The sequence below is a fragment of the Terriglobia bacterium genome (genome assembly GCA_020072645.1).
GTDB lineage: Bacteria > Acidobacteriota > Terriglobia > Terriglobales > Acidobacteriaceae > Angelobacter.
The window spans coordinates 107158-124673 of record JAIQGK010000015.1; the positions used below are offsets into that span (position 1 = coordinate 107158).

The 17516-nt window shown below is 54.5% G+C and carries 16 protein-coding genes; 8 read left to right on the forward strand and 8 right to left on the reverse strand.

The window, feature by feature from the left end; translation table 11 throughout:
* Nucleotides 1–50: 50 nt before the first annotated feature.
* Entirely contained in the window at nt 51–1448 is a 1398-nt protein-coding gene (locus LAO76_21600; protein MBZ5493521.1) for a cation-efflux pump, read from the reverse strand.
* Nucleotides 1449–1610: 162 nt separating this feature from the next.
* Here LAO76_21600 and LAO76_21605 point away from each other — a divergent pair, with 162 nt between their 5' ends.
* Nucleotides 1611–2696, forward strand: coding sequence for a peptidyl-prolyl cis-trans isomerase (locus tag LAO76_21605; GenBank protein MBZ5493522.1), 1086 nt, complete (start codon nt 1611–1613; stop codon nt 2694–2696).
* 108 nt (nt 2697–2804) lie between these two features.
* Nucleotides 2805–3884: an NAD-dependent epimerase/dehydratase family protein gene (locus LAO76_21610; GenBank protein MBZ5493523.1), complete on the forward strand. Its 1080-nt coding sequence runs from the start codon at nt 2805–2807 to the stop codon at nt 3882–3884.
* A gap of 107 nt (nt 3885–3991) precedes the next feature.
* On the opposite strand, the gene LAO76_21615 is transcribed toward LAO76_21610, so the two are convergent.
* Complete coding sequence (locus LAO76_21615; GenBank protein ID MBZ5493524.1) at nt 3992–4984, reverse strand: ferrochelatase; 993 nt, start codon at nt 4982–4984, stop codon at nt 3992–3994.
* 235 nt (nt 4985–5219) lie between these two features.
* On the opposite strand from LAO76_21615, the gene LAO76_21620 reads away from it, so the two are divergent.
* The gene (locus LAO76_21620) at nt 5220–6737 is read left to right on the forward strand and encodes a beta-lactamase family protein (GenBank protein MBZ5493525.1); all 1518 of its coding nucleotides are present in this window, start codon (nt 5220–5222) and stop codon (nt 6735–6737) included.
* A gap of 39 nt (nt 6738–6776) precedes the next feature.
* On the opposite strand, the gene LAO76_21625 is transcribed toward LAO76_21620, so the two are convergent.
* Nucleotides 6777–7205 (reverse strand): hypothetical protein, encoded by a 429-nt coding sequence (locus LAO76_21625; protein ID MBZ5493526.1) that lies wholly within the window; start codon nt 7203–7205, stop codon nt 6777–6779.
* 319 nt (nt 7206–7524) lie between these two features.
* Here LAO76_21625 and LAO76_21630 point away from each other — a divergent pair, with 319 nt between their 5' ends.
* Entirely contained in the window at nt 7525–8139 is a 615-nt protein-coding gene (locus tag LAO76_21630; protein MBZ5493527.1) for a hypothetical protein, read from the forward strand.
* Between the two features lie 129 nt (nt 8140–8268).
* Nucleotides 8269–8721 (forward strand): hypothetical protein, encoded by a 453-nt coding sequence (locus LAO76_21635; protein MBZ5493528.1) that lies wholly within the window; start codon nt 8269–8271, stop codon nt 8719–8721.
* Between the two features lie 189 nt (nt 8722–8910).
* Here LAO76_21635 and LAO76_21640 read toward each other — a convergent pair whose 3' ends face one another.
* The gene (locus LAO76_21640; protein ID MBZ5493529.1) at nt 8911–10617 is read right to left on the reverse strand and encodes a DUF262 domain-containing HNH endonuclease family protein; all 1707 of its coding nucleotides are present in this window, start codon (nt 10615–10617) and stop codon (nt 8911–8913) included.
* 72 nt (nt 10618–10689) lie between these two features.
* Here LAO76_21640 and LAO76_21645 point away from each other — a divergent pair, with 72 nt between their 5' ends.
* Nucleotides 10690–10965 (forward strand): hypothetical protein, encoded by a 276-nt coding sequence (locus LAO76_21645; protein ID MBZ5493530.1) that lies wholly within the window; start codon nt 10690–10692, stop codon nt 10963–10965.
* 358 nt (nt 10966–11323) lie between these two features.
* On the opposite strand, the gene LAO76_21650 is transcribed toward LAO76_21645, so the two are convergent.
* On the reverse strand, nt 11324–12589 hold the full coding sequence (locus LAO76_21650; GenBank protein MBZ5493531.1) for a DUF5666 domain-containing protein: 1266 nt from the start codon (nt 12587–12589) through the stop codon (nt 11324–11326).
* 334 nt (nt 12590–12923) lie between these two features.
* Here LAO76_21650 and LAO76_21655 point away from each other — a divergent pair, with 334 nt between their 5' ends.
* Complete coding sequence (locus LAO76_21655; GenBank protein ID MBZ5493532.1) at nt 12924–14303, forward strand: hypothetical protein; 1380 nt, start codon at nt 12924–12926, stop codon at nt 14301–14303.
* Between the two features lie 134 nt (nt 14304–14437).
* On the opposite strand, the gene thiD is transcribed toward LAO76_21655, so the two are convergent.
* Complete coding sequence (thiD, locus tag LAO76_21660) at nt 14438–15223, reverse strand: bifunctional hydroxymethylpyrimidine kinase/phosphomethylpyrimidine kinase (GenBank protein MBZ5493533.1); 786 nt, start codon at nt 15221–15223, stop codon at nt 14438–14440.
* A 185-nt stretch (nt 15224–15408) separates the two neighbouring features.
* On the opposite strand from thiD, the gene rlmB reads away from it, so the two are divergent.
* The gene (rlmB, locus tag LAO76_21665) at nt 15409–16137 is read left to right on the forward strand and encodes a 23S rRNA (guanosine(2251)-2'-O)-methyltransferase RlmB (GenBank protein ID MBZ5493534.1); all 729 of its coding nucleotides are present in this window, start codon (nt 15409–15411) and stop codon (nt 16135–16137) included.
* Between the two features lie 24 nt (nt 16138–16161).
* Here rlmB and LAO76_21670 read toward each other — a convergent pair whose 3' ends face one another.
* Nucleotides 16162–16797 carry a hypothetical protein gene (locus tag LAO76_21670; protein ID MBZ5493535.1) on the reverse strand — a complete coding sequence of 212 codons (636 nt, stop codon included), beginning with the start codon at nt 16795–16797 and terminating at the stop codon, nt 16162–16164.
* Nucleotides 16794–17387: a hypothetical protein gene (locus tag LAO76_21675; protein MBZ5493536.1), complete on the reverse strand. Its 594-nt coding sequence runs from the start codon at nt 17385–17387 to the stop codon at nt 16794–16796. The genes LAO76_21670 and LAO76_21675 overlap by 4 nt, the downstream gene beginning before the upstream one ends.
* Between the last annotated feature and the right edge of the window lie 129 nt (nt 17388–17516).

The window sequence follows — 17516 nt, forward strand, 5'->3', positions numbered from 1 at the left end:
ACGCGAATTTTTTTAAGATTCGTGTTCATTCGTTAAATTCGTGGCTAATTTTATCTGCGGTTGTCTGTCTGTGGCTCAGGATGGATCAGTACCTTAAACAACTCCGGAGCGGCCTGTTTAAAGCGGATTTCCAGCTCCGTGGAAACGTCATGCACGCGGGAGAGCGGCAGTTCGTCTGACATGGTGCAGTGGCACGACATATAAATCTTCCCACGCACACGCTTGATTTCCACGTCGTGCATATCCACCACTTCAGGAAATTCATGGATCACGGGCTTGAGCTTCTGCTCCAGTACCGCGTCACGCACCACGGTATTGCCAGGCTCGATTGTTGAAGGCTCGCTCTCAATATGCGTGAGGATGGATGAAATTTCCGGGACGTCACTGCGGATTTCCGCTTCAAGGACAGTCACCACATCGTGCGCGTCTTTCAGACTGAGAGTTTCGTCCAGCTCCAGATGAAGTTCCGCATGGAGCCGGCCTTCAAGGTCCTGGACGCTGACATCATGCACGCTGAAGTTATTGCGCGAAGCCACGGCACGGATGCGGTCAAAAATATTTTCATGTCCTGTTTCACGCGGGATGGAATGGATGACCACATCGGCATCGGGCAGGATCGTATGCACGGCGCGCGTGATTTCTCCCACCACCTGGCCTGAGCGCTGGAAGGTGACATTGCGCGCCAGCCCAACGGTAAGATCGGCAAAATAGCGGTTGCCGGCGCGGCGGATGCGGGCGCGCTCCACCTCAATCACGCCATTTACCTTTAGCGCCGCGTCCATGATGCGCCCGCGATAGCCGGCGGGAGCGGCGTCCAGCAGTGCATCAATGGTGCGGCGGGCCAGGCGCGAACTAACGTAAACGATTACGGCAGAGACCATGAGAGCAGCGACGGCATCGGCCTTGGTCAGCCATCCAACGTGCCAGTGCTCGCCTACCCAGACCATTGCCAGTCCCAGCGCCACGACGCCACTGGAAAAAATATCGGTACTGAAATGGAGAGCGTCAGCCTCCAGAGCCTGGCTGTCATACTTATCGGCAATGACTTGAAGCTTGCGTGAACGCCACCAGTCCACCGCCATGGAAAGGAACATCACGCCAAAAGCGGCCAGAGAGGGCTCAATGTGCACGCTATGATGCCCATTGAGACGGCGAACCGCTTCCCAGACGATCCAGACGCAGGTAAGAAGAAGCAGGCCGGTTTCAATAAAGGCAGAAAAGTTTTCCACCTTGCCATGGCCGTACTGGTGTTCAGCATCGGCAGGCTTATCTGAAACCCGGACGGAAAGCAGCGTGACCAGCGCGGCCACCAGATCGAGACCGGAATGCGCCGCCTCAGAAAGAATGCCCAGGCTCAGCGTGGAAATACCGACGATCAGCTTGAGGACGGTAATTCCAAGCGCGGCAAGCAGAGAATTGAGCGCAACGTTGCGCTTTTCCTTCTGCATACTATCCAGCACCGGGTTGAGTTCAGCCGAGGACACACTGCCATTGTCTCAAGTTTTTGGTTCCTAGTACTACAACCATTGTTGCTGGCTGCATTTGCCAAAAAACCATTATGCTAGGATATTGCCGCCTGACTTCCCTTATACGACGAAAGGAACCCAACGATGATTCGCAGGCTCATTATTTGCGTTTTTATAGCATCCACGGCGCTGGCGCAGACGCCAGGCGCAACCAAGAAGCAAGGCGCGGCGACGACGAAGGCCCCTTCAGCCAGCCCGACGCCGACCCCGAAGGCAACGCCTCCCTCATTATTAAAGCGCGATGAACAGCCTGCTGAGTTGCCGCCAGAGACGCCAGTGATCAGCATTAAAGGCCTTTGTCCGGCTGAAAACAGCCCGGCAGTGAGCAATAAGGTGCCTTCTAACAGTGACTGCTCCATGACGGTGACCAAGCAGCAGTTCGATAACCTGGTGAAGGCCTTTAACACGAACAACCAGACTGTGACCCAGGCGCAGCGGCGCAATCTGGGACAATCCTACGTGGAGTTGCTGATATTTTCAGAAGCCGCCAAGGCCGCGGGTATAGAAAATACTCCGGCTTTCATTGAAGTGATGCGTGTGCTGCGGATGAAAACGCTGGGCGACCTTTACCGCAACCAGTTGGCAGAACAGTACCGCACCCCGTCGCAGCAGGAGATTGAGGATTATTACAAGGCCAATCCGGACAAATTTGAAGGCGCCAAGCTGACCAGGATTTTTATCCCGACGAGCGATCCTGATCCGCAGGCTACCGCAGAAAAAAAGGCCGAGTACCAGAAGAAAGCCCCGCAGGTGGCGGACGATATACAGGCACGCGCGGCCAAGGGTGAAGACATGAGCAAACTGCAAAAAGAGGCTTATACGACCCTGGCAATCGCTGCTACGCCTCCGACCACGGACCTGGGCCTGGCCCGCCATGGCACTTTCCCGCCCAAGATTGAACAGGAAATCTTTTCCCACAAAGCGGGAGAGGTCTTCCGCTCTGATGAAGCAACAGGCCACATGATTTACCGGGTCGATAGCCGGCAGACTAGTCCGCTGGATAGCGTAAAAGCTGAGATAACGCAGCAGCTATTCCGCCAGAAGATGGAAGCGAAGACCAAGGAGCTGAATGCACCGGTGCACGTCGAGTATGACGAAAAATATTTTGGCCCGCCGGTTACGCCAATGCAGCTCAAGCCGCCTGTGCCGCCGAATCCGCAAGGCAGATAAAAGCTAAAATTGCATGATGAATGCAAAGATCGCCGTGGCGTTGCGGGCTGCGGCGTGAAAGGGCAAATCGCGGCAAGCGAGCGCCAATCTTGAACGGCAGAAATGGCAGTGAACACCCAAAAACCGACGGTGCTGGTGACCGGAGTTTCCGGCAACCTGGGCGTTCGTCTCCTCAAGCAACTGGCGGACTTTAACGTAATCGGCACGGACATTCGCGAACCGGAAGATGCATCCAGTCTGGCGCGCTTTGAGAAAGTTGATCTGGCGGAAGAGCGCTCCTGCGATCAATTGCTGGACCTGATGCGCACGCACCGTCCGGAGTCAGTAGTTCATCTGGCGTTCATTCTGGATCCGTTGCGCTCCGGAGTTGTGGAGAAAAAACGCATGTGGCGGGTGAACGTTGCGGGCACCAGCCGCGTTACTGAAGCCATTGCGGAACACAACCGCATGCTGGGCGTGATTGACAAGTTTATCTTTCCCAGCAGCGCGTTGGTGTATGGTCCTGACCTCACCAAACCGGCGACGGAAGACGCTCCGCTGAACGCGCAGAGCCTGCCGTATGCGCTCCATCAGCAAGAAGCCGACCGCACGGTGCAATCGCGGGTCAAGAGCATGAAGACCAAGGTGTACATTCTGCGTCCGCACGTTTTTGCCGGGCCTACGGTACAGAATTATCAGATGGGTGTGCTGCGCGGCATTCCCGGCGGAAAAGGACGTTTGGCGGAACGTTTGCGCCGTCAAGGCAAGCGCCTGCCACTTTGGCTGCCTTCACGCGGTGACTACCTGGAGCACAAGTTTCAGTTTGTCCACATTGATGATGTAGCTCGGTTGATTGCACACATACTGCAACGCAAACTGCTGGACCCAAAACTCACGATCCTGAACGTGGCCGGCCGAGGCGATCCGCTGGAACTGCGCCGGTGCATTGACATTGCAAAGATAGAAGTTCAGCGCGTTCCAGCAAGGTCGATTTGCAAACAGGCGCTCCGCGTGCTCTGGGACCTTGGCGTTTCCGATATTCCGCCCGAAGCGCTTCCCTACCTGCTGGGCTCCAGCACCATGGACACCGCGCGCCTGCGCGTCTTTCTGGGCGAGCATTACCGCTCTGTGATTGAGCACACATGCGAAGAAGCGCTGGCAGAAGGTTTCACCAGCATGCCGGTGGCGACTTCAGCGGCCAAGAGCTGAAAACTCACCACTGTTAAGCACTCATGACGCTGATCTGCGTTGGCAGGTAAATCTCTGTGACAGAGAGACGTAGCATGCTAAGTCTCTACGGAAACATTTTCTCTCAATCATCCGTGGTGTTGTTCTGGCGTGATCCGTGGCCGCTGCGGCGCGGGACAACAACCGGGCTCGCAGTGCGCTAGAATTTCTGTCGTCGGCGAATGTAAGAGCATGTCGCAAACCATACTAACAAGCTTAGGATGCGCGCCTGCCGTGCCGGCGCGGACCATCTTCATACCGAGCTGGTCGCATAGCGCTCGCGCTTCAGTATCCAGGTCATAAAGCACTTCCATGTGGTCGGAAATAAACCCGATGGGACAGATAATCACCCTGCGAACGCCAGCCGCATGTTGCTGGCGCAGGTAATCGCAGATATCGGGCGCAAGCCAGGGCTGCGTGGGAGGGCCGCTGCGGCTCTGGAAAACCAGAGTCCAGTTGCTCATGCCAGAGGCGGCGGCAACGCGCGCGCTGGCTTCCTTTAACTGCCGCAGGTATGGAGACGCTTCGGCCATGCTTACGGGAATACTATGAGCGGTGAAAATGAGTTGCTCGGCTCCTTGCAGTTCGGCCATGGCGGCGCGAACGCGGTCGGTCATGGCTTCAATAAATTCGGGGCGATCGCAAAAGTTCGGCAGCTTTTCAATTACCATATCCTGCACGCTGGCGGTCTGTTGCGCCCGCGCAATGTCTTCTCGATACTGGCGGCAGCCTGAGTACGATCCGAAAGCCGAAGTGGTGAGCGCCGCGGCGCGACGAACGCCTTCAGCGTGCATCTGCTTCAGCGTGTCCGCCAGCAGCGGATGCCAGTTGCGATTGCCCCAATATACCGGCACGGCAATGCCTTTGGTTCTGCACTCGCCTTCCAGCGCGGCTATCAGTTGCTTGTTCTGGTCATTGATGGGGCTGCGGCCGTCAAAGTGGTAGTAATGCTCGGCCACTTCCAGCATGCGTTCGCGTGGAACGTTCTTGCCGCGCAACACGTTTTCCAGAAAAGGGACTACGTCTTCATGCTTTTCCGGGCCGCCAAAAGAGACAACCAGCAATGCGTCAAATGAGTTCATGGGAAGCAAAGATTCTAAATCATCGCCGTCTCAAAACCGTTTAACCAATGGTTAACATCGGCTTGCATAAACATTAAACCTTACCGCTGATGACGCTGATAACACTGATTTGCACTGATCAAAGTAATTCAATAAAAGAATTTAGCTTGGTAAATCGGTGTCATCCGTCTCATCGGTAGCGGGGTTTGCTTTTATGGAAAGTAATTGACATCTTTCATGTCTATAATCTCCAGCCATGCACGCTACATCCATTTCAAAGCCAGCCCTAGCAACGATTGCGATATTGCTTCTCTGCTCCGCCGCCAACGCCTTGCAGTCCGCACCCTCAAGCGCCGATCTCAAGACAGCCGATTTTGACGGTATCGTCCAGCGCGTCATCGCGCAGGAACGGGTCGTTGGAGCGTCGGTGCTGGTGGCGCGAGGTGACAAGATCCTGCTGCACAAGGGCTATGGCTTTGCCGATCTCGCACTGGAAGCGCCGGCAAAAGCTGAAACCGTCTATCACATTGTTGGGCCCATGCTGCCGTTCACCGGCATTGCGGTAATGCAGCAGGTGGAGCGCGGCAAGCTTTCACTGGACGATGACATCTCCAAGTTCATTCCTGAATTTCCTTTGCAGGGTCATCACGTTACCGTGCGGCAACTGCTCAACCATACTTCCGGCATTGTGGACTACCACTACCTTGGCGATCCCATTGAAGCCACCAGCCGCCAGCCTAAAGCTCTGGATGAAGTAACAGCCTTATATGCCGGTAAAAGATGGGTCAATGAGCCTGGCCAGAAGTGGGATTGGTCCATCTCCGGCTTCAATCTTCTGGTCACAATCGTGGAGCGCGTCACCGGCCAGAGCTTCCCTGACTACGTGCAGCAAAACATTTTCAAGCCTGCGGGAGTGAAGTCAACTTCGTACTGTGACGACTTTACGCTTACACGCGGACTGGCCCACGCGTATCGCAAAATCGGCGGCGGTTACGTTGAAGCGCGCGAAAACGGCATGGTCTATAACTCTGACCTGCGCTTTTGCTCCACCGTGGGCGATCTTCTGCAGTTGTGGCGCGCTATCAAAGACAAGCATCTCGTCCGCCCTGAAACATTCCAGCAGATGACAACCGCTGAGGGCGCGGCGCAGCATATGTCCGCGCAGGACCCCAAAGCGCAATACGGGTTCGCCATGATCCTGAACCATGAAGAGGATCATCGTCGAATCGGCCAGCACGGATCGCTCATGGGATACAGCGGCAGCCTGTATGACTTTCCTGAAGACAATCTCACCATCATAGTGCTGACCAACACTGAAGACCAGAACGCTTACGCCATCACGCGCGCCCTGGGCCGCGCGATCCTTGGCTTGCCTGCTCTGCCCGCGCCCAAGCGTGAAGCTGAACCCACGCTGGCCGATAAACCAATTTCCGCCGACGAGCGCAAGCAGCTTGCCGGAACGTTTGTGCTCAAACTGGGCCAGGTGGGCGCCGGCGCTAATCTGCATGACTCTTTCGCGCAATATCGCCGGACATATCGCGTCTTCGATGAAAACGGACGGCTGATGATCCAGCCGCTGGGTGAAGGCCCGGAGCGTTTGCTCAAACAGGATGACGGCAGCTTTGCCATGCGGTCATCGCCTGTGGCGCATATTTCTTTCGTAGTGCAGAACGGTCACGCCACAACGATGAAGCTGGATTCACCGGGCTTTCCGCTGGTGGGAGGGCGCGTAGGCGATGGCGATCCGGAGACGTTTCACGGGCAGTTGAGGTAGGTCCGGCGGGCAACTTTCACCCGCCGGAGAATGACGAAGCTACTTACACTCCGCCTTGAGGGCTTCCTTGAGGATGGAATCAGGCAGGGACGTTTTGTGTGAAGAGGACTCAAAGCTCTGGGTGAACCAGTCGATTTCCGAGTTTTGCGATTTGCGCGCGCAGCAGGTGATGAACGGACGGCATGCGTTGCCGCCGCAGTCAGCGGACGTGGAGCAGCGAATACCACAACCGCACTGGCAGAATCCCGACTTGGTAGCGCCAGCGGGTGCTGCATCCGGCTGTGACGTCAGGGCCGCAGCCTGGGGCAGAAGGTCCGGGAACACGCTCTTGATCGAGAGGTCCGGCATCAGGTAAGTCCGGATGGCCGGAGTGACTGTTGCGCGTGAAGAACTGGAATCAGACGTTGCAGCAAGGGCAGCCGTGGCCGCCAGCAGAAGAACAAATACCAGGAACAATTTTTTCGTCATACGCAGTGTCCTTCCTTAAAGACCAGCCGAAAGGTCTTATCAAAAAATTCTAGTCCCGCGAACCGGACAAACAGCAGCAAAATCGCGTATTAGAGATGACGCGCTTCCCGTTTTGAAACCTCTGTTGATCTAACCAACCTCCATGTTTGACTCTCCGGGTCTTTTCTCGCGACCTATCAGCCAACTATCACTCAACTGTGGAACAGCCCTGTTCACCAGCGGTAACCACAGCATGGAAACATATTGCTTGAATCAGAGTAGCTGGATGGAGTAGGCTAAGCTTAACCCCCTAGCCTATTACCTTTTTGGAGGACTCCATATGCACAAGAGAGTCGCAATCCTCGCCGTTTATTGTCTGGCGATTGCTGGGTTTGCCGTGGCCCAGAGCAATCCGCAGAGCGCGCCGGCATCTGGCCAGACGGCATCACAATCCACACCGCAAACCAATGCGCCCACAACTCCCGGCACTTCCACCGATGCGCAAGCCACGCCGAAGAATGACAACGCGGCAGATTCGAAAGATCCCAAGACGTCTCCGACGGCCACACAGACAGCCGCGCCAAACCACACGCCGGTAACCGGGATCAAGATTCCGTCTGGCTCCCGGGTTTACGTTGCGCCCATGGGCGGCTTTGAAAGCTACATAGTTGCGGGCATCATGAAGAAAAAGGTCCCGGTAGCAATTGTGGCCGACCGCGACAAAGCCGACTTTGAGATCAAAGGCGCCGCGGAATCGCAAAAAGCCGGCTGGGCCAAGATCATGTTCACGGGCAACGACTCTACCAATGAAGAGGCCAGCATTAACGTAACGGAGATCAAAACCGGCGACGTTGTCTTTGCTTATTCCGTGCACAAAGGGAACTCCGTGAGAGGCAAGCAGAGCGCCGGAGAAGCCATTGGCAAGCACTTGAATGAAGCGATTGGGAAGGATTAACGAGTTGACGATGAACGTACGGTGATTTCAGCGGGCTGGAGGCCCAATGAAATCCAACTGCACGGTTAAGCCGCGCCCTGACACAAACCAGATTTAGCGGAAGAATGTCCGCACCCTAAAGGAGATTCCATGAAAAAAGCAATCGTTATTCTGCTGGCAATGGCCTTCAGCCTGGCGGGGTTCGCCCAGGACACAAAGAGCAAGGACGCAAAAGCTCCAGAAAAGACGGAAAAGAAGATCCCGGCAAACTCCAAGGTATTTCTCGCCCCGATGGGCGGCTTTGAAAATGATCTGAAGGCCGCTATCGAAAGCAAGAAGGTCCCGGTTGTACTGGTCACGGACAAAGACCAGGCTGACTACGAGATCTCGGGAACGTCGGATTCGGAGAAAGCCGGAGCGGTGAAAAAAGCCGTTATGTGGAACTGGCACTCCAACGAGCAGGCCAGCATTACCGTCACGGAACACAAGAGTGGCGAGGTGGTATTTGCCTACTCCGTCAATAAGAAGAGCTCAGCCCACGGCAAACGCAGCACCGCTGAAGCCTGCGCCAAGCACTTGAAAGAGCAGATAGAAGGCAAGTAGACGCATCCGCACGTCAAATGCGTGAGGAGTCCAGTCGCCGGGGCGAAGGCCCCGGCTGATTGAAGAGTCTGGAAAAACTTTTATCAGAGCACGACTTTTAGTGCGACCTGCCCAGACTCCCCAAATTGAATTCCTATCTTCCGAAGATTCGCGCAGTGGTGCGTGCATTATCGATCCCGGATCTACCGATTATAGCGACCAGACATTGTCGTAGGCTTCCTTTGCAAGGAGCTTAGTGCGTTGCGCGATCTCAGGACCACCCCATTGCTTAGCCTTCAGGATAACCGGATCGATCCAAACGTTGGCATTTTTAAGGATATTAACCTTCTCGGAGAAACTCTTATTTGCTAATTCATTGTTCAATGCTTGATTCACGAGTATCAGGTTCCCTATCGAAGCAATGTCTTCTTGAGAAAGGCTGGTGGACTTAGCCGGATTCTCTGATGCAAGATGCTCAATTGTCGCCTGTTCTGGATCAATGGGAAGCCCTTTGGAGTTCTTTTGGTAAATGTTAGTCAATATATATCTAACCAAATTCTTCTGCTTTGTCATTTGACTTGAATATTTCAACTCCAAGAAGCTGGGTTCAAATTCTGCATACTGAGGCTGCTTGGCGGCTAGCTTTTTCTTCTGAAACGTCTGCAAGCCCTTCACCTTGGCCTCAAGATTCTTGGCTTGGTATAGCTCACGCGCAGCCAGCGCATACATAAACGAGATTCCACCAGAAGATCTCTGGGAAGCAATCGCCGTAAACGTGAAATGGAAATTTTCAATGGCCGACAGAATTGCGCACACGTGTTTCGTCTTTAAAGCTTTATCCTCGTAGTGCCGCATAACACTGAGGACCAGCGGGAGTTGCTGTTTAATTCGAAATAGGTTCATTGCGCGCAAAGAGTCGCGAATATCACACTCGTCTTTAGCCCATGTTCTTGAAGACGGCTCATGTATGTATCGATAAATCACGCTTTCTGTTACAAGATCGTCCAAAAAAGAACTTGCGTCTTCTTTTTTTATCCTCTTTCGTAGTGCCTTAAAAAGCTTCTTCTCAGTGATGTACTCATAACGAGAAAGCCAGAAATGATGAATGAATGTTGAAACACTAAGATCCGCTTGAGACGCTTCAAAGACATTATGGATTTTGTTCCATTTGTCTTTGGCCAGATCTACTCCAGTATTGGAGGGTTTCAACAATCGGGAGAGATGGCTTTTCACGAGATCTGAGAGCGTTAGGTCCTTCCCACGCGTATTTAGGGTCTCAAAAATGACATAGGCGTCGTCATCATTCTCTAACGCCGTGAAAATTAGCTTTAGGCTCAAAATCTTATCTCTGATCTTGGATAGTTCCTCTTGGAGCTTGGCTTTTTTCTTTGTATCGGACAGACTCGGGAGGCTTTTTATCCCAGAGACCAAGCCATTGACATTGCTTTGAAAATATTCGAAGGCCTGTTTAAGCAACTGTTCTTCAGGTGCTGCATCGACGGGCACACCTGGCTTTCCATCGAATTTCTGTATGTGCTCCTGAAAGTATGGATAAGAGGTTTCTGTCTGCAGCACAAAGAATCGCTGGTCCGAGATGTCCGTACGCTCGATAAGGCCATGGACACCCTTGGCAAGGTTGGAAAAACCTTCATTCTGGAACGCATTCCGAAGGGCGCAAAGAAGCAGGGTTATAGTCGTGAGCCGCTGCTGTCCGTCAACCACGCCCATCGCACCTTTGTCGTCATACACGACGAAGTTGCCAATGAAATACTGGGCCTCATTCTCTACAACAGCATCGTTCCAGAACTCTTCAATGTTCGTCCGATCCCACGAATAGGGCCTTTGAAATCTTGGAATCCGGTAAAAAGATTCCTTAAGGAATTGGCCCACTTGCTTGTCTAGGCAGGTTATCTTCATCGCCGAAATACCCTCGGAATAGTCTTGGTTGGCATAGCGAATCAGCGCATTCAGCTTAGAAAGCAGCCACGAATGCTTGTTGATTATAGGCTGCGTTTCTTAAGGCGTGCGAAAGCGTTCTTCTTCAAAATTTATCAGGCCGAGCAACCAGATCAATTGTCATCTTTCGCACTTGATTCGCTTTATGGATGCCATTATACTCTGGCAGCGCCTCAGGGTGCGAGCAATCCAATATCTTTGAAAATTAAGCAAATAGCAGCTAGCAATCAGCAATTTAGCCAATCAAGACCAAAGCAAAGAATTGCGACCCACTGCCGACTCTTGGGTGGATTGGGTGACCTTGGGTGAAATTGGGTGGAAGCCGGGGGGCAGGGGTGGGGTACGCGCGTCATCGGAAAAACAAACCTGAACCACAAAGGACACGAAGGAACACAAAGGATGGGGGTCATCCCCGGGGTTGAATTGTGTAAGCCCTTTGGAATCCTAGTCGGGGCAGAGGGGGGAGGGGGGAATCGCCGACATCGCCGTGATCGCACGACATCGTCGAAATCGGAAAACCAACCCCTTACCACGAAGGCACGCAGGATCCAGATAGAAATCACCGCCGAGGGCGGCGGTGCCACATGGGTTTCGGCAATTACCACAGCACTGATCGCCCTAGAAATCACGGGCCAAGAGCTAAAAGCCACTAGCCAGCGGCTAGAAGCTATTTTTCCTCTTCCGTCCTTGTCAGGTTGACTGACTGCGCCATATAGCGCGTGCCTTCAAACGTTGCGCGGACCAGGACATCGCGGCCAACGCCGAGCTCGCTTCTGTTGGCAACAGCCGACGGACCGAAGTGAATTTCGTAATTCTTGTCGTCAGTTGTGTTCTGCACCGCCAGAAGGCCGCGATGGAGATCAAGGTAGGTGACTTTGCCGGCAAAAGTGAAGCTTGATCCGGGCACGGCGATGATGCTGATTTCGCGCGCCAGGCCGCGGTTGGGGCTGGATGCGGCAAAGCGCACGTGCACCAGCGTTCCGGGCTTTACGTCCTTAAAGGCCGCTGGGGTCTGGCCGTTGCTGATGCGGGTTTCCGGATCGACGGCGAAGCGCACCGGCACGGAATTGAGCGTGTCTCGCAAGGTAAGTTCATTGTGCCTGGTGTCAACGGCGATGATCTGGCCGTCGGCGTCGGCAGGCAGCTCAGCCACGCCCACGCGGATATTGCGGGCAAAAATATCATGGCGGTTGTTGTCTAGCTGGGTGTCAACGTAAACGCGCTCGCCCTTTTTAAGCGCCAGTTGCGTGGTTTCCGCGCCGTTATGGAAGATGTGCGTGCGCTCGTCAAAATTGACGGTCCAGTGACCGCCACCAAAAACGTGCACGGTCATCTTGTTGCGCAGGCGGTCAACGCCGCTGATTGTGCCTCCCACCATGGTTGTGGTTGTGCGCGGCACAGGCGCGGGATCAAGAATGGGATCGTGCCCGTCCGTGACCAGCGCGCCGGACGTGGCGGAGCTATCAAGAATGTCTGTCTTCGGCTGCGCCTGCGGAATAGGAGTTGGCGTGGCTGCGGGCCGGCTGGTTCCGTTGCTCTTTTGGCCGGCTGACTTTTGATCTGAAGACTTCTGATCGGCTGAGCGTTGGTCGGCAGTTTTTTGCTCGGCTGACTTCTGGACGGTTGAATCTGTTGAGCCTGCGGAGCCTGTTGAACTTGGGCTGGCGCTGGAGTTGTTCTGGTCCGTCGCCGCAGGCTGGCTGCTGGCCGGAGCTGCCGTTTGGTTCGCCGGCTTTGGCTGGTCGGCCGTTGCAGGCTGGGCGGGAGCAGGAGCGGTGGCCGCAGGCTGCGATGGCGTAGTGTTCGGCACGGGCGTTTGCGGCACGCCGGAGCCGGGGTTCGGCGTGGCCGGATTATTCTGTGCCACGGCAGCAAGGCCAACCGTCATGAATATAAAAAGGACTGCGAGCGACGTTTTGGGGGAACGATGCATAGAGTTCTAAGAGACTCCGGAGCTTAAGGTTCTAAACAATAAAGCTCTGAACACTCCCTTGGATGCAAAGAGCAGCAGCTCAGATGGCAGCCCAGCGTAAATAGGTAGTGGGGCAGTTTTTGGATTTCTTTGACTATTTTCGTTTGGCAGCCTACGACACTATTCATCGCTAACGCGATGAACGTCTGCCCAACCTGAGAGAGGGTTTCGCCATCCAACTGACAAGCAGAGCTACTGCCCTGCGGCCCCCGGTGTGCGAAATTACGCTGTGCGAAAGAACGGTGTGAGAAATAACACGCCAGAGGGCCAGGGCTTACGAGGATTTGAAAAACTCATGCGTTCCCCATTCTCCAGTGTTCCAGCGCCTTCAGTTCTAGCTTTGTCTCTTGGTTTATGTCTGGGTTTGCCTATGATGTCCGGCGGAGTTGCCGCCCAGGCCCAGCAGGTGCGTATCCCGCTGCCCAAGAAAAGCAAGTTCACCCCGGTACAGCAGTTGAATCGCGATGGCGTGGCGGCACTCAAGAAGCATGACATCAGCAAAGCCAAGCGCCTCTTTTATAAAGCGTACCTGATTGACCCGAACGATCCGTTCACGCTGAATAACCTGGGCTATGTCTCTGAACTGGAAGGCAGCCTGGAACGCGCGCAACGTTATTACGATCAGGCCAAGGCCAACACGTCTGAGGCCGTGATTGACCGGTCGACCAATCAGGAGGCCCAGGGCAAGACCGTGGCCAGCGTTGCCGGACATACCGCTGAAGGCCCGATGAAAGTGAATGAACTGAACAGCGAAGCGCTGGGATTGCTGAATCGCGATCGCGCGCCGGAAGCTGACGTGGTGCTGCAATCGGCGCTGAAGCTTGATCCCAAAAATCCCTTCACGCTGAACAATATGGGATTTGCCAAGGAAAAAGAGGGTGAACTGGAATCGGCAATACGATATTACGATAGCTCCGCCGCCACCGGATCACGCGAACCAATTGTGATTGCCTTTAACAAGAGCTGGCGTGGCAAACCGATCAGTGAAGTGGCGCAGCAAAACGCGGACAAGAGCCGCAAGGAGCTGAACAAGGCGCAGGACATGCAAGACCGCGTGGCACGGCTGAATCTGCGCGGCGTTTCCGCGATGAACAGGAATGACCGCAAGGCGGCGCGTGACAGTTTTGAGCAGGCCTACAAGATGGACCCAAAAAATTCTTTTGCGCTGAACAATATGGGCTACCTGGCTGAACTGGAAGGCGACACGGAGACGGCGCAATCGTTTTATCAGCAGGCGCAACGCGCGGAACGCGCAAGGCAGAAAGTAATGGTCTCAACCCGGCCTGAAGTGGAAGGACAGAGCGTGGGCCACGTGGCGGAAGAAAGCACAACGTTGGTGGAATCAAGCTTTGAGGCGAAGGCGGAAGCCAGACGCCGCAGCGGCGCGGCTCCGGCTCTAAGAACGCGCGACAATCGAATTATCATTGAACCGAAAACTCCGCCGCCCACCACCAACACTACGCCTCCGGAATTTCGCAATCCTGCACAAGGAGAAGAAGAGCCAGCGGTTGCGGCGCCGCAGTCTGATCAACCACAGCAAAATCGGCCTCCGCAAAATAATAGTGAGCCGCAGTTAAAGACGCGTCCGACGCAGCAGCCTGCAAATACTCAGCCTCCGGCGAACTCACAACAGCAGAATGCGCCGCCATCGAATAACCAACCGCCCCAGGATTAGCTTAGGCTGGAGCAGAGGCAGCAACGGTCCTTAGATTTAACGATCGTGTAGTTTAGAGATCTTTTGATTTAAAGATCTTTGGATTTAAAGATCTTTGACATCCGAATAAGCAAACAGCAAGCATGAAGCTTGAGCTAGACCACGGGACCGCTTCCCTTGCCTACGGAGAGCGCTTTGCGCATAGAGCTTTCCACGTAATGCTTGGCTGCTCTCGCGGCTGTGAGCAGGTCATTGCCCTTTGCCAGGGAGCACGCCAGCGCCGATGAAAAAGCGCAGCCCGTTCCGTGCGTTGAGTTGCCGGAAATTTTAGCGCCTTCAAGCACAGTAGAGCGACGGTCCTCCCTGCTCACCAAGTCGTGCGGCGGATCAAGATGTCCGCCGGTGATAATTACGTTTCGCACGCCCATCTCATGCAGTCGTTGAGCGGCAAGTTGCATTTGGTCCATGGTACTCACGGCAAGGCCGGTAAGCGTGGCGGCTTCATCCACATTAGGTGTGATAACGGCCACTTGCCCCAGTATCCGCTCCTTCATTACCTGCAAGCCTTCGCGGGTGATCAGTTCAGCGCCGGAACTTGAGTGGATAATAGGATCAAGCACAACGTGCCGCAGATAATAGCGTTTTAGAAAACCCGCAACACACTTTGCCGCTTCCGCCGAGCCCAGCATGCCAATTTTTACCGCGGCAATTTGCATATCATCCATGAGGTGTTCCAGCGTTTCCGTGATGATTCTGCCTTCAACGGGATCAATGCGCTTTACGCCGCGCGTGGATTGCACAGTAAGAGCCGTAATGCACGTAACGCCATAACACCCATTTGCGGCCATGGTTTTCACATCCGCCGTGACTCCCGCGCCCGACGAAGGATCATGGCCGGCAATTGAAAGCACCACCGGAAGTTGAGCCCTTTTGTGCAGCATGAAGTAATGAACCGCTGTTCGTCTCCGCAGATATTTTAATGGCCATGGTGGCAAACACAAACATGGTGTTGGAACTTTTCGCTCGACAGAACATGACGAGATAAGTTTCAGAACGGGAAATGTAGCCGCCACTTGTGCGCAATTCCGATTGCTGCAACACTAGAAGCTGGCAATCATTCTCCTCTTTGATGATTATCTTTGGCATTCATGCTGTAGAAGAAGCTTTGCAAGCGCGGCAGCGCGCATTCGACTATGTGGCCGTGGCGCCGGGACGCGGCGATGCGCGCATCCAGAAAATCGCACAACTCTGCCGCAGCGCTGGGGTTCCACTGCGTACCATGCCGCGCGAACAACTCACGCGACTGGCTCGCGCCGCGAATCACCAGGGCGTTGTCGCGGTCACCGCGGAAAAGCAATACAACGACGTTGACGACATTCTGGCCGGCAAGCGTGGCACGCACAGTTTTGTTCTACTGCTGGATGGCATTGAAGATCCGCATAACCTTGGCGCGATTATTCGCACCGCGGAAGGCGCAGGCGCTGACGGAATCATTATCCCAGAGCGACGCGCCGCCGGCGTTACGGGAACGGTGGTCAAGGCTTCCGCCGGAGCGTCAGAGTATCTGCCGATTGCCCGCGTTACCAATGCGGGACGCGCGCTGGAAGAATTGAAGTCGCGCAATATATGGACTGTTGGCTTGGACGAGCGCGGCGACAAACTCTATGACCAGATCGATTACAAAATGGATTGCGCGCTGGTGCTGGGAGCGGAAGGCCACGGATTGCATGAACAGATTCGCAAGAAATGCGACTTTCTAGTAAAGATTCCGATGGCGGGAAAAGTGCCGTCACTGAATGTGTCTGTAGCAGCTGCAATCGTCATGTATGAAGTGGCGCGGCAGCGGCGCAAGTGATTACCGCTTATATTTGCGAACATCTCATGGCTTCGCGGCTGGCCGCTTCTTCGCCTTGAGCACTACCGCCAAATCGCCGTTCCGAGTATTCGTGAAGCGCAGCTTGATTCGTCCTTCTTCATCCAGCGTGATCACCGCAGGCGTGTTCACTTCAGTCAACATCCATCCGGCTGGAAGCGTTACATAATTCAGCGGACGCCCCAGCGTTCGCGTCCAGGTCAGCTCTCCGTCTTTTACGACATAGCCAACCGGATCGGTGTATGTTTCCTGTACGCGCACGCGCGTGGACTGGCCTTCGCCCACTGGATGTTCAAGGTCGCCCTGCACCGCCACAGAATCCGGCTCAACCGGCTCCGGATAATAGCCCAGTGCGTTTACGTCCTTGCCCGCGACGGTTGAAGTCTTCAGCGGCTTGCCCGTATCCAGATCGGTCATCTTCGCATCCGGCGCAACCACGCTTCCCTTGCGAACAAAGCTGTGAACGGATTTTTGCCCAACTCGCGTGACGGTGAAGTCATGCGAGATGCGGAACTGATGGGTTGAAGGCTCAAGCAGCCAGTAGCTGATCTCGCGGTCCTGCTGAGCGCGATGAAAAGATTCGTCCTGCGCCAGCATTACAGCGGCCATCGATAGAAAGCACGCTAAAATGATTCTTCTCATGGCAGCCTCCGCGCGACAATCTTCACCGGAAGCTGATCGTCACGGTCGTTTAGGAAGCTGACGCGGATTCGTCCATCCGCATCGGTTGAAACAATTCCCGGCGACGCGCACTCCACCAACTCCCAGCCTTTGGGCAGCAACACTACATTGCGCTTGATGCCAAGCGGTCGAACAAAAATTAGTTTGCCGTCGCTCAGCGAGTAGGAAGGCGCATCCGTGTAAGTTTTGAAGATGCGTATCCGAGTTTCCCCGCCTTTTGGCACCGGCCCCGGTAAATGTACTTTGATGAATTCTGCTTTGTCCGACGTATCAGATGGAATAAGTCCCGTGGCCTTTGCGTCTTTGCCGTTCACCGTTTCAAACTTCAATTCCTTGCCGCTGCTGCGCTCGATCACGCGCTCTTTCGTCGCAACGGAGCCAGGACGTATGGGATTGAAGAAGAATTGCGCGCCTTCGCGCGTTGTGGTTACGTCGTAAGTTATCGCGAACTGATGTGTTTCCGGCTGCTGCAATTCATACAAGGTAAACTCATCGGCAGCGAGCAGTGGCACACTGAGCAGGCAGAGCATGAATGCGATCTTTGGCAACATAGCGGGCGGAGTTTATCACATCGGCCGCCGAAAATGTCGGCGCGATTGCATATTGCAATGCCCGGAGGCGCGACCAGAACAGTTATTACAAATCTGCAATGTCATCCTTCTGCATATAATTGGAGACGA

Bases quoted from the DNA above. Each gene is read 5' to 3' on its own strand.
- LAO76_21600 (MBZ5493521.1), bottom strand. From the start codon at position 1,448: ATGCAGAAGGAAAAGCGCAACGTTGCGCTCAATTCTCTGCTTGCCGCG.
- LAO76_21605 (MBZ5493522.1), top strand. From the start codon at position 1,611: ATGATTCGCAGGCTCATTATTTGCGTTTTTATAGCATCCACGGCGCTG.
- LAO76_21615 (MBZ5493524.1), bottom strand. From the start codon at position 4,984: ATGAACTCATTTGACGCATTGCTGGTTGTCTCTTTTGGCGGCCCGGAA.
- LAO76_21620 (MBZ5493525.1), top strand. From the start codon at position 5,220: ATGCACGCTACATCCATTTCAAAGCCAGCCCTAGCAACGATTGCGATA.
- LAO76_21625 (MBZ5493526.1), bottom strand. From the start codon at position 7,205: ATGACGAAAAAATTGTTCCTGGTATTTGTTCTTCTGCTGGCGGCCACG.
- LAO76_21630 (MBZ5493527.1), top strand. From the start codon at position 7,525: ATGCACAAGAGAGTCGCAATCCTCGCCGTTTATTGTCTGGCGATTGCT.
- LAO76_21635 (MBZ5493528.1), top strand. From the start codon at position 8,269: ATGAAAAAAGCAATCGTTATTCTGCTGGCAATGGCCTTCAGCCTGGCG.
- LAO76_21640 (MBZ5493529.1), bottom strand. From the start codon at position 10,617: ATGAAGATAACCTGCCTAGACAAGCAAGTGGGCCAATTCCTTAAGGAA.
- LAO76_21645 (MBZ5493530.1), top strand. From the start codon at position 10,690: ATGCTTGTTGATTATAGGCTGCGTTTCTTAAGGCGTGCGAAAGCGTTC.
- LAO76_21650 (MBZ5493531.1), bottom strand. From the start codon at position 12,589: ATGCATCGTTCCCCCAAAACGTCGCTCGCAGTCCTTTTTATATTCATG.
- LAO76_21655 (MBZ5493532.1), top strand. From the start codon at position 12,924: ATGCGTTCCCCATTCTCCAGTGTTCCAGCGCCTTCAGTTCTAGCTTTG.
- thiD (MBZ5493533.1), bottom strand. From the start codon at position 15,223: ATGCTGCACAAAAGGGCTCAACTTCCGGTGGTGCTTTCAATTGCCGGC.
- LAO76_21670 (MBZ5493535.1), bottom strand. From the start codon at position 16,797: ATGAGAAGAATCATTTTAGCGTGCTTTCTATCGATGGCCGCTGTAATG.
- LAO76_21675 (MBZ5493536.1), bottom strand. From the start codon at position 17,387: ATGTTGCCAAAGATCGCATTCATGCTCTGCCTGCTCAGTGTGCCACTG.